Raw genomic sequence first — 13,175 nt, 5'->3', positions numbered from 1 at the left:
TATGTTCCGACAAACTCCAGCTAGGAGTCTGTGCCCTCCCTGTTAAAAAACAGGGAGGTTCTCCGACAGACTCCTAGGCACCATGCTCTCTATCCACGCACCCCCCTGCGATTTTCTTTCCAGACGACACAGCCCGGACCTGGACCTGCAAGCCGCTGCCTTATACAGTGGCTGGATGAACACTTACTCCTTGAACACTCCAACAACGGGGAACGCGAACACCAGGTTGTCATCATGGGGGGCTTCGTCGATGGCGTCGGTGAGGTCGACGCCGAAGGGGTGACCGTAATGGTCGCCGTGGTCAGCTTCCTTCATGCCGGTAAAATCGTAGACCTTTCCCAGATAGGCCCCGTAGGGCGGACGTCCGTCAATGCCATCGTATTTTGCGAGTTCTTCCTTATCGAACACTTTCATATAACCCCCTGATTTCAAGCAGGAGCCTTTCTGATCGCTTCCGCCAGTTCCTTCACCAGTTCCCGCACACCGCTTTTCGCTTCCTCCAGGTTCCCGGCCTGGTTGATCCGGGCTGTCACGGCGCTGCCGACGATAACCCCGTCGGCATACCCGGCCGCTTCGGCCGCATCGGGCCCCGAGCTGATCCCGAACCCCACGCACACCGGAAGTCTGCCGGACGCCCTGGCCATTCTGGCCACCGTCTTCCAGGGAGTCCCGGATTTCAGGGCATCGCCTGTCAGTCCGGCCATGGAAACGAGATAAAGGAAACCATCGCCTTCCTCGATCAGCGACCTGAGCCTTTCGGGGGGGGTGTTGGGCGCTGCCATGGGAATGAGGGCCAGTTCTCTTGCCCGCATCTCGTCGCGCAGGGGGCCTGCCGCCTCCATGGGCAGGTCCGGGATGATGGCGCCGTCGGCCCCTGCCTCGGCGAGGTTCCCGGCAAAGGCCCCGTACCCCATGTGGTAGACCGGATTTGCGTACCCCATGAGGAGGATCGGCGTTTCACGCTGTTGTCTTATCCTGGCGGCGAGATCAACGGTCCCGGCCAGGGTCATGCCCATTTCAAGAGCGGTCCTGGAGGCCTGCTGGATGAGTGGTCCGTCGGCCACCGGATCGGAGAACGGAAAACCCAGTTCGATGATGTCGGCACCGGCGTCGATGGCGGTCAGGACAAGTTCCTCGTCCATGCCCGGTTCAGGGAACCCGGCAGTGAGGTAGACGATGAGCGTTTTTTTGCCGGAGGAAAATACTTTCGAGATCCGGTTCATAATATATTCCTTCCAAATCCAGGATGTCGAATGGAAAGTCATTCTACTTTGCTTTCCCTGACGGAAAGCAAAGTCTCCATATCCTTGTCGCCCCTTCCCGACAGGCATAAAAGCACCTTCTTCCCCAACAGGCGCTCCCGGTTCCGGTGGACCCAGGCAAGGGCGTGGGCGGTTTCCAGGGCCGGCAGGATCCCCTCATCCCTGGTGAACCGGTCGGAGGCTTGCAGAGCCTCCCGATCCTCGACCCGCTCGTAGGTCACCCGTCCCTCTTCCTTCCAACAGCTGTGCTCGGGACCGACGCCAGGGTAATCCAGGCCTGCCGACACCGAGTGGGCCGTGACGATCTGCCCGTCGTCGTTCTGGAGGATGTAGCTGAGGCTGCCGTGGAAGATCCCTGGGCTGCCGAGCCCGAGGGAGGCCCCGTGCTGACCGGCGCCTGGCCCGGTCCCCCCGGCTTCCACCCCCACCATCTGAACCTCGTCGTTTACGAAAGGATAGAACAGGCCGGCCGCGTTGCTCCCGCCACCTACGCACGCCACCAGGAGGTCGGGCAGGAGATCGTACTTGTCCACAAACTGCCGGCGGGCTTCCAGGCCGATGACCGACTGAAAATGACGCACCATGACCGGATAGGGGTGGGGACCCACCGCCGAACCCAGGACATAGAAAGTATTGTCCACATTCCGGACCCAGTCCCTCAGCGCCTCGTTCACGGCGTCCTTGAGGGTCCCTGCTCCCTGGTGAACCGGCACGACCTCCGCTCCGAGAAGTTTCATCCTTTCCACATTGGGAGCCTGGCGCGCAACGTCCTCGACCCCCATGTAGACCACGCAAGGAAGGCCGAAAAGGGCAGCGGCCGTCGCTGCGGCGACACCGTGCTGGCCCGCCCCCGTCTCGGCGATGATCCGGGTCTTTTGCATCCTCAAAGCCAGCATCACCTGACCGAGAGTGTTGTTGATCTTGTGGGCGCCGGTGTGGTTCAGGTCCTCCCGTTTGAGCTCGAGGACGAGGCCGGTTCCGGCGCCCGCGAACCGGGAAGCCGTGGTCAGGGGGGTGGGACGCCCGGAAAACTCCCTCATCACCTTGTCCAGTGAGCGGTTGAACTGTTCATCCGCCCTGGCGGCATCGAAGGCAATGCCAAGCTCTTTAACCGCCGGCATGAGGATCTCCGGCATGTAGCAACCGCCGAAGGTACCGAAAAATCCGTTCACATCAGGGTGATCATATCGGGATGTCACCGCACGCTCCTCCGTTATAATTGGCAGCCAATCGGGCCGCCCTTATAAATGATCCCATGAGTCCGGGATCCTTCATGCCCGGCCCGGACTCCACACCTGAAGCAGTATCCACACCGTAGGGGGCCAGGGTTTTTATGGCTTCGGCCACGTTGGCAGGGGAAAGGCCGCCCGCCACGAAAACCTTTCGGGTCCGGCAAAGATCCCGCGCCAGTTCCCACGGAAAGGTCTGTCCCGAACCCCCAAGGGTCCCTGGAACCTTCGCGTCCAGGAGGAACGCTGCCACCTCGTAATTTCCGAGCCCCTCCAGATCGGCAGCTTCACCGACCCGCACCGCCCTGATAACCGGGGTCCTGATCTTTCGGCAGTAAGCGGCGCTCTCACGGCCGTGGAGCTGAACCGCGTCGAGCCCCAGGAAATCAACCAGGTCGTTCACCACTCCGGCCTCCTCGTCGGCGAAAACACCCACTGTCGTCACGAAAGGAGGAAGGGATGATATCATCTCCCTGGCGGCGTAGGGGTTTGTGTACCTCCTGCTTTGAGGGACAAAGTTAAACCCCAGGATGTCGGCACCCAGTTCACATGCGAACAGCGTATCCTCGGGGCGGGTGAACCCGCATATTTTGATCTTGATGCACATCGGTTAATCTCGTGTGTGCGTTTGTGCGTAAGGCGTGATTGCGTAAGACCTTAGACACTTGCTCACATAGATCTCCTCCACATCCAATAACATCCTAAACCGTGTGTGCGTAAGTGCATAAGGCGTGATCGCGTCAGATCGTTCGCACTCACTCACGTACGCTTCACGCATCTACGAGTGATCCCGCTGCTACCATCTCCTGCAGTAGTTGGGCGGGATCGTCCGCAGTCACCAGCGACTCCCCGATGAGAACGGCATCAAACCCCGCCCCGGCCATCCGTGCCACATCCTCCGGCTTCCTGATGCCGCTTTCAGCCACCGTCTGAACCTCCTCGGAAAACCGTGGCGCCATTCGCTCTGATACCGCTATGTCAACCTCCAGGGTGACGAGGTTGCGGTTGTTGACGCCGATGAGGTCAGCGCCGGATGCTGCAGCCCTTTCATACTCCTGCAGGTCGTGGACCTCCACGAGGGTCCTGAGCCCGGCTCTCGCGGCCATGTCGAGAAAAGATCTCATTTCACGGTCGTCCAGCATCCCCACGATGAGGAGTACGGCAGACGCCCCGAGGGAGGAAGCCAGCTGGATCTGGTACGGGTCGACAACGAAATCTTTCCACAGGAGGGGCAGAGCCGTGGATCTTGCGACCTTTTCGAAAAGTTCCGGGCTGCCTCCAAAATATTGTTCCTCCACTACGACACTCACGGCACTGGCACCGGCGTCTGTGTACATGGGCGCCAGACGGAGCGGGTCCGAACCACCCATGAGGTCGCCCCGGGAAGGGCTGCAGATCTTGACCTCGGCAATGACCGCACACCCATCCTGCCCGGTCGGGAGGAACGGACGGCGATCCCGGCCCGGCAGCACCGGCAAGTCACCGTATCGCCCTTTCCAGGCTGTCACGTTCTGCCGGGCTGCGACAGCGGCCTTTTCCAGGAACCCCTTTTTCATCACGCCTCCTGAGTGCTGATCCTTATTACTCTTTCCAGAACCTCGAGGGCCTCTCCCGAATCCAGGGATGACGCTGCCATTCCGAGCCCCTCCTCGAGATCCGAAGCCAGACCGGCAACGACAAGGGCCGCCGCCGCGTTCACTGCCACGGCGTCCCTGACCGGTCCCTGCCCTCCCTTGAGTACCTCCAGGGAAATTTCCGCATTTTCCTCAGGCTTGCCGCCGGCCAGGGCCTCCGGCCTGTGGATGGCGATCCCAAGGTCGCCCGGCTCGAAGTTCTGGACCTGGATAGTGCCGTCCCTGTGGAGGTGGGCCACCGTCGTGGGAGCGCAAACCGAGATCTCGTCCAGGCCATCCTCGGAGGCGACGACCATGGCCCTGTCGCAGCCCAGTCTCCGGAGAACCCCGGCGATGGTCGGCACCAGTTCCATGGAGTAGACTCCCATGAGCTGCCGCCTGACCCCGGCCGGGTTGCAGAGGGGGCCGATGAGGTTGAACAAGGTCCGGATCCCCATCTCCTGGCGCACCGGAGCCACCATTTTCATGGCAGGATGGTAAAGGGGAGCGAAGAGGAAAGCGAACCCGGCCTCTTTCAGGCACCTGGCCGAGGCCTCGGGGGTCAAATCAATGCGAACACCCAGGGCAGTAAGCAGATCGGCGCTCCCGCAGAGGCTGGAGACCGACCGGTTCCCGTGCTTGGCGACCTTGGCGCCGGCCCCCGCAGCGGTAATGGCGGCGAGGGTTGAGACGTTCACGGTTCCGGCCCCATCCCCCCCGGTGCCGCAGGTGTCGATGGCATCGGCAAAGGCATCTCCGGGCAGACGAACGCACCGCGCCCTGAGGGCCATGGCCGCACCGGCGATCTCTTCCTCACTCTCACCCTTGAGCCGCAGGGCCGTAAGGAAAGCTCCGACCTGAACGGGACTCGCCTCCCCTTCCATGATGGCGCCCACAGCTTCCGCCATGGCCTCGGCATCAAGGTCGATGCCCTCCACGACCATTCCAAGTTTTTTACGCAGCATGCCGCAACCCTCCCTCCATCTTCAGGAAGTTCTCAAAGATCACCTCACCGCCAACAGTCCCGAAGGACTCCGGGTGGAACTGAACACCCTCTACGGTGAACAACCGGTGGCTGACCCCCATGATCTCTCCATCATCGGAAGAGGCCGTCACCGCAAGTTCCTCCGGGAGGGACCGTTTCTGTAAAACCAGGGAGTGATACCGGATGGCCTCCAAGGGGGTGGGAATCCCTTCGAACAGGCCGCGCCCGGTATGCCGGATCATGGAAGGTTTACCGTGCATCAGTCTTTGGGCGTGGACAACCTCTCCCCCGAACACCTGTCCGATGGTCTGGTGTCCCAGACAGACCCCCAGGACCGGTATCCGGCCGGAGAAAGCCCTGACCGCTTCGATGCTGATCCCCGCCCCGTCGGGCCGCCCCGGGCCGGGCGAAATGACCAGATGGCTTATACCCATCTCTTCGAGCCCGGACAGGGTAACCCGGTCGTTACGTACTACCTCGACACCTTTGGCATCCGGGGTCATGGTACAGATGGCCTGGTAGATGTTGTAGGTAAAGGAATCGTAGTTGTCGATGATGAGGATCATGATATGCCTCCCTGTGGCATACAATTGGTGCCAGGTCCCAGGTGCTAAGAGCTAAGTGTCAAGACAAGCGCGATCTACCCAGGACTTAGTACTTAGCTCTTAACTCTGCTTTCGGTAACGTCTGAATTATTTTTCAAACGAGACGTTGCCGAAAGCCTTCACCATGGCCGCGGCCTTGGCGGTGATCTCGTCCCGTTCCCTTTCCGGGACCGAGTCCGCCACGATGCCCGCCCCGGACTGGATGTAAGCCCTGCCTGCAGAATAGAAGACCGAACGGATAGTGATGCAAAAATCCATGTTGCCGCGGACGTCGAAATAGCCCACGCCGCCTGCGTAAGGCCCCCGCACAACCGGCTCCAGTCCCGCAATGGCCTGCATGGCCCTTATCTTGGGCGCGCCGGAAACGGTACCGGCCGGAAAGCAGGCCCTCAGGACGTCGTAGGAATCGTACCTGCCGTCGATCCGGGAACGCACCTCGGAAACCAGGTGCATGACGTGGGAGTAACGCTCAACGAGCATCCTCCTGGTTACCTGAACGGTTCCCGCCTCGGAAACCCGCCCAAGGTCGTTCCGGCCGAGGTCCACGAGCATGGTGTGCTCAGCCCGCTCCTTGGGATCGGACATCATCTCCTTTTCCAGTGCCAGGTCCTCCTCCTCGTTCCCCCCCCTTCGCCTCGTTCCGGCTATGGGGCGGACCGTGAGGATATCGCCTTCCCTCCGCACCAGGAGTTCCGGAGAAGCACCCAGGAGGACCCCTCCGGGCATCTGGAGGTAAAAGTGGTAAGGTGAGGGGTTAAACACTGCCAGGGCGCTGTAAACCAACTCGGGCGGCGGGGCCGGATCGACCTCCCAACGACGGGATATGACCACCTGGATGAGTTCCCCGTCATGGATCAGTTCCTTGCACTTTGCCACGGCCTCGAGGAACTCCCCCTCCTCAAAAGTGGTCCGGGCCTCCCTTTTCTCTTCTCCCTGATCGGATGGAGCCGCGACATCCACCTCTTTCAGTCTTCGTACCGCCTCCAGAACAAGGTCCCGGGCGCCGGCCCTGTCACCTGAAAGGGCCACCAGTGTCAGACGCCGGGAGGCGGCGTCCTTGAGGACAACCAGGGATGGCAGGTAGAAAAACGTGTCCGGGAGGTTGACGTCATCGATACCGGCCCTTGGGATATCTTCGAACAGCTCAGCCGTCTCGTATCCCAGGGAACCGATCCAGCCGGCCGCGAACCGGAAATTTTCAAGCCCGTGGGGCAGATCCACCGCGGGCTCCAGATCGTGGATGAACTGGAGAGGATCGGCAACGTCAGTGACGACCTCGTTTCCCATGTCATCGTTGACGGTATAACGGTGCCCCTTGCCGTGAACCGTCAGCAATGGCCGCGCCGCCGCTATGCCGAACCGGGCGTATTTTTCCGTACCCTCCCGGCTTTCCAGAAACCCCAGTGGACCGAAGGGTTCAAGCGCGGCGTAGATTTGGGGCATCTCACCAAGTTCGTAGGGAAGTTCCGCTGTCTCCCCGACAAGCGACAATTTCATCCGGGCGATCTCCATCTTCGATCCGGGCGCCATTCCCAGGCGCGGCCGGTTATTGACCTTCCGCCATTTTATCTACCAGCAGCCAACGGGGCCGCTGATTGCGCCAAAAAAAAGCCGCGGGTCCTGTAGGGACCCGCGGCTTTATCAGCTCTTGTTCACTGCTACTTCAGCAGCGCGGACCCTCCCCTGCACTTGGCCCAGGCCACCACCAGTAAAAACTTGAGATGCAGCTGCTGATGTGTCTCATAACAGGTTAGATTTATCAGAACAGGCGCGGAAAGTCAACGCAATCACAATCCCGGGACCATCCTCTCTCTATCATGTGGCCGCTACCATGTGACCGGTACTGAGCGGAGCACCCTCCACCAGTCTGACCCCTCGAGCTCCCACCATGAGCAGGATACCGGTCATCTCGGACCAGTCCCTGACCACCAGAGTGGGATGCCAGAGCCCGTTGACCATGACGGCATGGTGAGGCTGCAGGATGAGAGCGCAGTCGTCCGGTATCCGGACAGACTCGTTGTAGGTCACCCAGTAAGGGCCCTGAACCAGGTCCCAGTGTCCCGCCTGATCGCCGGCCGCTTTTCGCGCGGGCCTCCTGATCCTCCGGGCCAGATCCTCTTCCCCGGTGTCCCGGGCGATGCGCCCCTCACCTGCGATCTGCAGCACATCCAGGACTGTGAGGGTCAGCCGATCACCACTGGTCTGCTCATCAGTGTCCACGGCGAACCTGACCAGCTTTTTCAACTTGTCCGATCCGAGAAATTTCATCTTCGGCCCCTCCCTTGGAGCCTGGCGGAAATCCACACACAGACTCCAAGTTGCTGTGGCATCCATCTTGAAAGGCGTTATATCGGATGGATCAGTAACTGTCCATCGGGGTGGGCAAGCCACCCGCCATCTGTCATGCCTGTCAGCGAAAAGGTACTTCTGTCCAGAATGCAGCAAAGATCAGGTATCCGCAACCTAATCCCGATTATCGGCCGCAAGGCAGCCGAGGAGTTCCTGCGCCGACACGAGCTGAAGGACCTGCTCTCCCTGGACCGGAAAACACTCCTGCGGATAAGACACGTCGGGCCCCGCCGCGCCGAAGCGATCCTGTCCCTCCCCAAAATTTTCCGTCAACTGGCCAGCGCTCCGGTAGAAGGCCGCTCCGTGTCCTGCAGCGGCGATGTCTACCGGCTGTTCGAGGCCCGCCTCGGCACCCTGGTCAAGGAGCACTTCCTGGTCCTGACCCTCAATACCCGCAACATCATCCTTTCCGAGGACCTGTGCGCCGTGGGCAGTGTGAACACGGTGCACATCCACCCTTCGGAAGTGCTCCGGCAGGCGGTCATCGAAATGGCTCCCAGCATCCTTTGTCTTCACAATCACCCTGCCGGAGATCCTTCCCCCTCCCCCGAAGACCGAAACCTTACCGAAAGGATCGCCAGTGCCTCGGCGCTCATGGGAATCCGGTTCCTGGACCACATCATCGTGGCAGCCGGGGCCTATTACTCTTTCTCGGATGCCGGGGAATTATAGCGCAATTTCACATTCCAAATTTCAAATTCCAGATAGGGACTTACAACACTGATCTTCTTTGGAACCTGAAATGTGGAATATGAAACGGGCTTCTCCTTGGCAACATTACTGGTTCACTGTATATTTGTAACATCATAACATCCCGAAACCTGTTATCTGCATCGTCTGACCGTATCGATTCTGCAGGTCAGCGGCGTGTTGAGGTTTCCCGACCCGCCGCCAGGAGAGTAAAAGTGGGCCCAGTGAGGGATCAGCTCAACCTGATCGCCAGGATCACACGACTCATCAGTGATTCTCACGACTTTCGTGAGACGGTGGACAACATCGTCGCCATGGTCAAACAGGAGATGCACACCGACGTCTGCTCCCTTTATCTTTACGACGAGGAGAAGAACAAGCTCGTCCTGGTGGCCACAGAGGGACTGGAAAACTCGGCCATCGGCAGGGTGGACATGCCCCCCTCGGAGGGCCTGACCGGCCTTGTTTTCGAGACGAAGACCCCGCTCGTAGTCCAGGACGCCCACCAACACCCGCGTTTCCGTTACTTCCCGGTGACCAGGGAGGAAAAATACAGGACCTTTCTCGGGGTACCCCTCATCAGCCGTGGCAGTCCGATAGGAGTCCTTGTCGTCCAGGACCTCGAAAACCGGGCATACAACGCCCAGGAACTCCAGTTTTTCAACACCATCGCGGGACAGGTCGCCGGTGTGGTCACCAACGCCAGGCTCCTCAGGGAGCTCTCCGTAGGAGGAGCCTCGCCTCAACCGTCCATGGAACCGGCGCGGCGTTCCCTGGTGTTCCATGGGACTCCGGCCACTCCCGGCATTGCCATGGGACCGGCGGTCCTGATGGAGACCGATGACGATCTCCATTATCTGGTAGAGGAACAGACAGAGGATATCGACGGCGAGAGAGAGCGGTTTACCGACGTGATCCTGGCCGGAAGAAAGGAGATCGAAGCTCTCCGGGAGCGTGTCCAGCAGCAGTTGGGCGAGGAAGACGCCTCCATCTTCAACATCCACCTCATGATGCTGGAGGACCAGGGGTTCACCCAGAAGGTCCTGGAGGTCATCGATACCGGGAGCACCGCACTTTACGCTGTCAAAAGGGTCATTGCCGGATACCTCAAGAGCTTCCTGCAGATCGACGACTCATACCTGAAAGACCGGGCCGTGGATATCGAGGACATCGGCCGCAGGATCATCCGGCTGCTATCCGACAAAACCAGGGACGGGATCCTTCACTTCACGGAAGAAGGTATCCTTGTCACGAGGCTCATCACTCCTTCTGACGCTGCCACCTTGTCCACCGAACTGGTTCAGGGTGTTGCCACCTCGGCCGGGGGCCACACATCCCACGCTATCATCCTGTCACGCTCCCTGGGCATCCCGTGCATTGTCGGGATCGACGAACTGCTCGAAGTGGTCCAGCCGGGCGATTTCCTCATCGTGGACGGAAACACCGGGAGTCTGTTCATCAACCCCGATGAGAACGTCATCAAGGAGTATCGCCGCCTTTTTGACGACTACACGAGGCACATTGTAGAACTGGTCGCGGAGAAGGACCTGCCGGCGGTCACCCTGGACGGATACAGGGTAGCGCTTATGTCCAACGCCGGACTCCTCTCCGACCTGAAGTTCGTAGACTATTACGGAGCAGACGGGATAGGCCTGTACCGGACAGAGCTGCCGTTCATGGCCCGTTCCATCCTTCCCACCGAGGACGAGCAGTACCGTATCTATCGCACCATGGTGGAGGGGACGGGCGGAAAACCGGTGAAGATCCGCACGCTGGACGTGGGAGGGGACAAGAACATCCCCTATCTCAACCTGCTCCGGGAGGACAACCCCTTCCTGGGGTGGAGGTCTATCCGGATGTGCCTGGAAAAAGCCGATATCTTCAAGACCCAGCTCAGGGCGATCCTCAGGGCGGCCCGCCACGGGCCGGTAAGCATCATGGTTCCCATGGTGTCCACCCTGGAGGAGGTCCTGGGGGTCAAACGGCTTATTGAGGAGACGAAACGTGAGCTTAAGAGAGCCAAGGTCCCCTTCAGTGGATCGGTGCCCGTAGGTCTCATGATCGAGGTGCCCTCCGCGGCCCACCTGGCAGGCAAACTGGCAAGGGAGGTCGATTTTTTCTCCATCGGCACCAACGACCTGACCCAGTACACCCTCGCGGTGGACCGGAACAACAAAAGGGTCGCACACCTGTACGATCCCATGAACCCCGCCGTGCTGATTCTCATCGCAATGACAACGAAAGCCGCCAGAGATGCGGGAATCCCTGTCGGTATCTGTGGGGAGATCGCCGCTGATCCCATCTGGACCCCCCTCCTCATCGGCCTTGGGGCCACCGAGTTCTCCATGAACGCGGCGTCCATCCCCCTCATCAAGCGTTCCATCCGCCTGGTCCGCCATGAGGACTGCCTCCGAGCCGCCCGGAGAGCCCTGAAGGCCGGCACCTCAGCCGAAGTCCGGCGCATCATGTCCCGCCTCGAGCAGATGATCAGCGAACAGGTGATGTTCAAGTCTTCAGAAATCGGCTGAAACATGTTTATCCGAGCCGATCTCTGAAGACAATTCCAGATTTCAAATTCCAGATTCCAGAGACAATCACGAAAACAAGCCTCATTTTGAGGGATTTTCACTGTAAACCGTGAAAAGTAAACCGGGGTGACAAGCGCAAACTTGAGGGTTTCTTTTTTGTGCGCCCGGGCGCACAAAAAAGAAACCCGGGATATCTCTATCCCGGGTCCCCCCCTGAAGAGAAGCGCCCTTCCCTTCAATGTGAAAGATTACACAACCTTTCCGGCAATGTCAAGGCGAACACGAAATCCAGGCGAACACGAAATCCCCACAAAAAAGAATCCGGTGGGGATTTCTCGTGAAGCAAAGGCCGCATGCAGGCGGAAAATCCGGTATGGCGGATCACAGGTCCTGGACGTTCATCCCGGGGCACTCAAGGCACTGTTCCACACGGCACAGGGCCTTCCGGCACCTCTCGTTACAGTAAAGCACCGTGGTCACGTAACGATCTCCCCTGTCGGGCAGCAGGGCCACAATGGTCCCCGAATCGAGTTCGGCCGAAAGGTCTATGGCCGCCTTGAGGGCCGCCCCACTGGACATCCCCGCGAAGATCCCCTCCTGATTCGACAGCTGCTTGGATGTCTCGTAGGCATCCTCGTCCTGGACCAGGACCTTCCTGTCCAGTTCCGCCGGCTCATAGATCCCCGGTACGATTGCCTCCGACATGTTCTTGAGACCCTGCACCTTGTGCCCCATCTTCGGCTCAACACCCACGATGGAAACGGAAGGCTTGACCCCCTTGAGGTACCTGGAAACGCCCATAAGGGTCCCGGTGGTCCCTATCCCCGCCACGAACCAGTCCACCTCCCCACCGGTCTGTTCGTAGATCTCAGGGCCGGTACCTGCCACATGGGCCTCAATATTGTCCTGGTTGTTGAACTGGTCCGGCATATAGTAGATCCCGGGAGCCTCTTCCAGCATCCGCCGGGCCTCTACGATGGCTCCGTCGGTGCCGTGGGCTTCCGGAGTGAGGATGATCTCCGCTCCGAGGGCCGAAAGCACCCTGCGGCGCTCGATGCTGACTCCCTCCGACATGGTGAGAACTGTCCGGTACCCCTTGCAGGCCGCCACCAAAGAGATACCGATCCCGGTATTGCCCGAGGTGGCTTCCAGGATGATCATTCCCGGTTTAAGCTCGCCCCGCCTTTCGGCTCCTTCGATCATGTAAAGAGCGACACGGTCCTTGACCGACCCCCCCGGATTGTTCCCCTCCAGCTTGACGAAAAGACGCACAGCCGGGTTGGGGTTCATCCGGACGAGTTCCACCATGGGCGTGTGACCGATCGTATCCAGGATCGTTTTTCTGTTCACTTGCTCCATCCTTTCCTTGCTGTACGGTAAGCTGTACCTTGAAGAAAGGCCTCGGCCCTGACAGCCACCTTTACGGCCGAAAAACCGCTTCAATATACAGGAGTTGGGTCGATTAGAACAGCCTCAGACACAGGTTTGAAAAAGGCTCTGATACAGGTTCAGGCACAGACTCAGACCCGGGAAAGGCCGGGCGGAAAGAGCAGGGCGAAGGGCGGGAAAAAGCAGGCGGGATGACTTTTCGATAACGTCGGCCGGGCACGTCTTAGTCACCTCCCCGGTGTGACGAAAACGGATGGCGTGACTCAGAGCAGGCACTAAGGCGCGGGATAAGCCGGATTACAGTGGGAAGCGCCCCGGTGAGCGCCGTAAAGACCAACGAGGCATGGAATTGCTGGTTACACCGGGTAACATAGGGTAAAATCCGGCCAACGTTGCGATGTGTTAAGGTTTATTTTGAATTTTGATGACTTCGCAAAAAGTCATCAATGCGCCCCGCGCGGGGCGCCCAAATCAATGACCCGCACCGTAAGTCATTGATTTGTGAGGAAAGGGAAAACGACGCTT

Annotated in this window: 12 protein-coding genes; 2 read left to right on the top strand and 10 right to left on the bottom strand. The window is 59.6% G+C overall.

Going from position 1 to position 13,175, the window contains the following annotated elements; all coding sequences use genetic code 11:
- Positions 1–183: 183 nt before the first annotated feature.
- From P1S46_08650 to P1S46_08610, 9 genes are all read right to left on the bottom strand, one after another.
- On the bottom strand, positions 184–414 hold the full coding sequence (locus P1S46_08650; GenBank protein ID MDF1536554.1) for a cytochrome b5 domain-containing protein: 231 nt from the start codon (positions 412–414) through the stop codon (positions 184–186).
- A 14-nt stretch (positions 415–428) separates the two neighbouring features.
- Positions 429–1,223 carry a tryptophan synthase subunit alpha gene (gene trpA / locus P1S46_08645; protein ID MDF1536553.1) on the bottom strand — a complete coding sequence of 265 codons (795 nt, stop codon included), beginning with the start codon at positions 1,221–1,223 and terminating at the stop codon, positions 429–431.
- A gap of 38 nt (positions 1,224–1,261) precedes the next feature.
- Positions 1,262–2,434, bottom strand: coding sequence for a tryptophan synthase subunit beta (trpB, locus tag P1S46_08640; GenBank protein ID MDF1536552.1), 1,173 nt, complete (start codon positions 2,432–2,434; stop codon positions 1,262–1,264).
- Positions 2,435–2,444: 10 nt separating this feature from the next.
- On the bottom strand, positions 2,445–3,098 hold the full coding sequence (locus P1S46_08635) for a phosphoribosylanthranilate isomerase (protein ID MDF1536551.1): 654 nt from the start codon (positions 3,096–3,098) through the stop codon (positions 2,445–2,447).
- Positions 3,099–3,261: 163 nt separating this feature from the next.
- Positions 3,262–4,047 (bottom strand): indole-3-glycerol phosphate synthase TrpC, encoded by a 786-nt coding sequence (locus P1S46_08630; GenBank protein MDF1536550.1) that lies wholly within the window; start codon positions 4,045–4,047, stop codon positions 3,262–3,264.
- Entirely contained in the window at positions 4,047–5,069 is a 1,023-nt protein-coding gene (gene trpD, locus P1S46_08625) for an anthranilate phosphoribosyltransferase (protein MDF1536549.1), read from the bottom strand. Before trpD ends, P1S46_08630 begins: the two co-directional genes overlap by 1 nt.
- Complete coding sequence (locus P1S46_08620; GenBank protein ID MDF1536548.1) at positions 5,059–5,655, bottom strand: aminodeoxychorismate/anthranilate synthase component II; 597 nt, start codon at positions 5,653–5,655, stop codon at positions 5,059–5,061. Before P1S46_08620 ends, trpD begins: the two co-directional genes overlap by 11 nt.
- Before the next feature lie 126 nt (positions 5,656–5,781).
- Complete coding sequence (locus P1S46_08615; GenBank protein ID MDF1536547.1) at positions 5,782–7,191, bottom strand: anthranilate synthase component I family protein; 1,410 nt, start codon at positions 7,189–7,191, stop codon at positions 5,782–5,784.
- A 318-nt stretch (positions 7,192–7,509) separates the two neighbouring features.
- Positions 7,510–7,962, bottom strand: a complete 453-nt coding sequence (locus P1S46_08610) for a hypothetical protein (protein ID MDF1536546.1) — start codon at positions 7,960–7,962, stop codon at positions 7,510–7,512.
- Positions 7,963–8,130: 168 nt separating this feature from the next.
- On the opposite strand from P1S46_08610, the gene P1S46_08605 reads away from it, so the two are divergent.
- Together P1S46_08605 and ptsP are read left to right on the top strand one after the other, a co-directional pair.
- Complete coding sequence (locus P1S46_08605; GenBank protein MDF1536545.1) at positions 8,131–8,715, top strand: JAB domain-containing protein; 585 nt, start codon at positions 8,131–8,133, stop codon at positions 8,713–8,715.
- Positions 8,716–8,948: 233 nt separating this feature from the next.
- Positions 8,949–11,261 carry a phosphoenolpyruvate--protein phosphotransferase gene (gene ptsP, locus P1S46_08600; protein ID MDF1536544.1) on the top strand — a complete coding sequence of 771 codons (2,313 nt, stop codon included), beginning with the start codon at positions 8,949–8,951 and terminating at the stop codon, positions 11,259–11,261.
- 381 nt (positions 11,262–11,642) lie between these two features.
- Here the strand turns inward: ptsP and P1S46_08595 are convergent, their stop codons facing one another.
- Positions 11,643–12,620: a cysteine synthase family protein gene (locus tag P1S46_08595; protein MDF1536543.1), complete on the bottom strand. Its 978-nt coding sequence runs from the start codon at positions 12,618–12,620 to the stop codon at positions 11,643–11,645.
- Positions 12,621–13,175: the final 555 nt, after the last annotated feature.

This window comes from bacterium (assembly GCA_029210545.1).
Lineage (GTDB): Bacteria > BMS3Abin14 > BMS3Abin14 > BMS3Abin14 > BMS3Abin14 > JARGFV01.
The sequence above is the reverse complement of the archived record's forward strand: the minus strand, read 5'-3'. Positions and strand labels throughout refer to the sequence as shown.

Excerpts from the sequence above, each read along its gene's own strand:
- P1S46_08595 (MDF1536543.1), bottom strand. The coding sequence starts at position 12,620 with ATGGAGCAAGTGAACAGAAAAACGATCCTGGATACGATCGGTCACACG.
- P1S46_08605 (MDF1536545.1), top strand. The coding sequence starts at position 8,131 with ATGCAGCAAAGATCAGGTATCCGCAACCTAATCCCGATTATCGGCCGC.
- trpD (MDF1536549.1), bottom strand. The coding sequence starts at position 5,069 with ATGCTGCGTAAAAAACTTGGAATGGTCGTGGAGGGCATCGACCTTGAT.
- P1S46_08650 (MDF1536554.1), bottom strand. The coding sequence starts at position 414 with ATGAAAGTGTTCGATAAGGAAGAACTCGCAAAATACGATGGCATTGAC.
- trpA (MDF1536553.1), bottom strand. The coding sequence starts at position 1,223 with ATGAACCGGATCTCGAAAGTATTTTCCTCCGGCAAAAAAACGCTCATC.
- P1S46_08615 (MDF1536547.1), bottom strand. The coding sequence starts at position 7,191 with ATGAAATTGTCGCTTGTCGGGGAGACAGCGGAACTTCCCTACGAACTT.
- P1S46_08620 (MDF1536548.1), bottom strand. The coding sequence starts at position 5,655 with ATGATCCTCATCATCGACAACTACGATTCCTTTACCTACAACATCTAC.
- P1S46_08610 (MDF1536546.1), bottom strand. The coding sequence starts at position 7,962 with ATGAAATTTCTCGGATCGGACAAGTTGAAAAAGCTGGTCAGGTTCGCC.
- P1S46_08630 (MDF1536550.1), bottom strand. The coding sequence starts at position 4,047 with ATGAAAAAGGGGTTCCTGGAAAAGGCCGCTGTCGCAGCCCGGCAGAAC.
- P1S46_08635 (MDF1536551.1), bottom strand. The coding sequence starts at position 3,098 with ATGTGCATCAAGATCAAAATATGCGGGTTCACCCGCCCCGAGGATACG.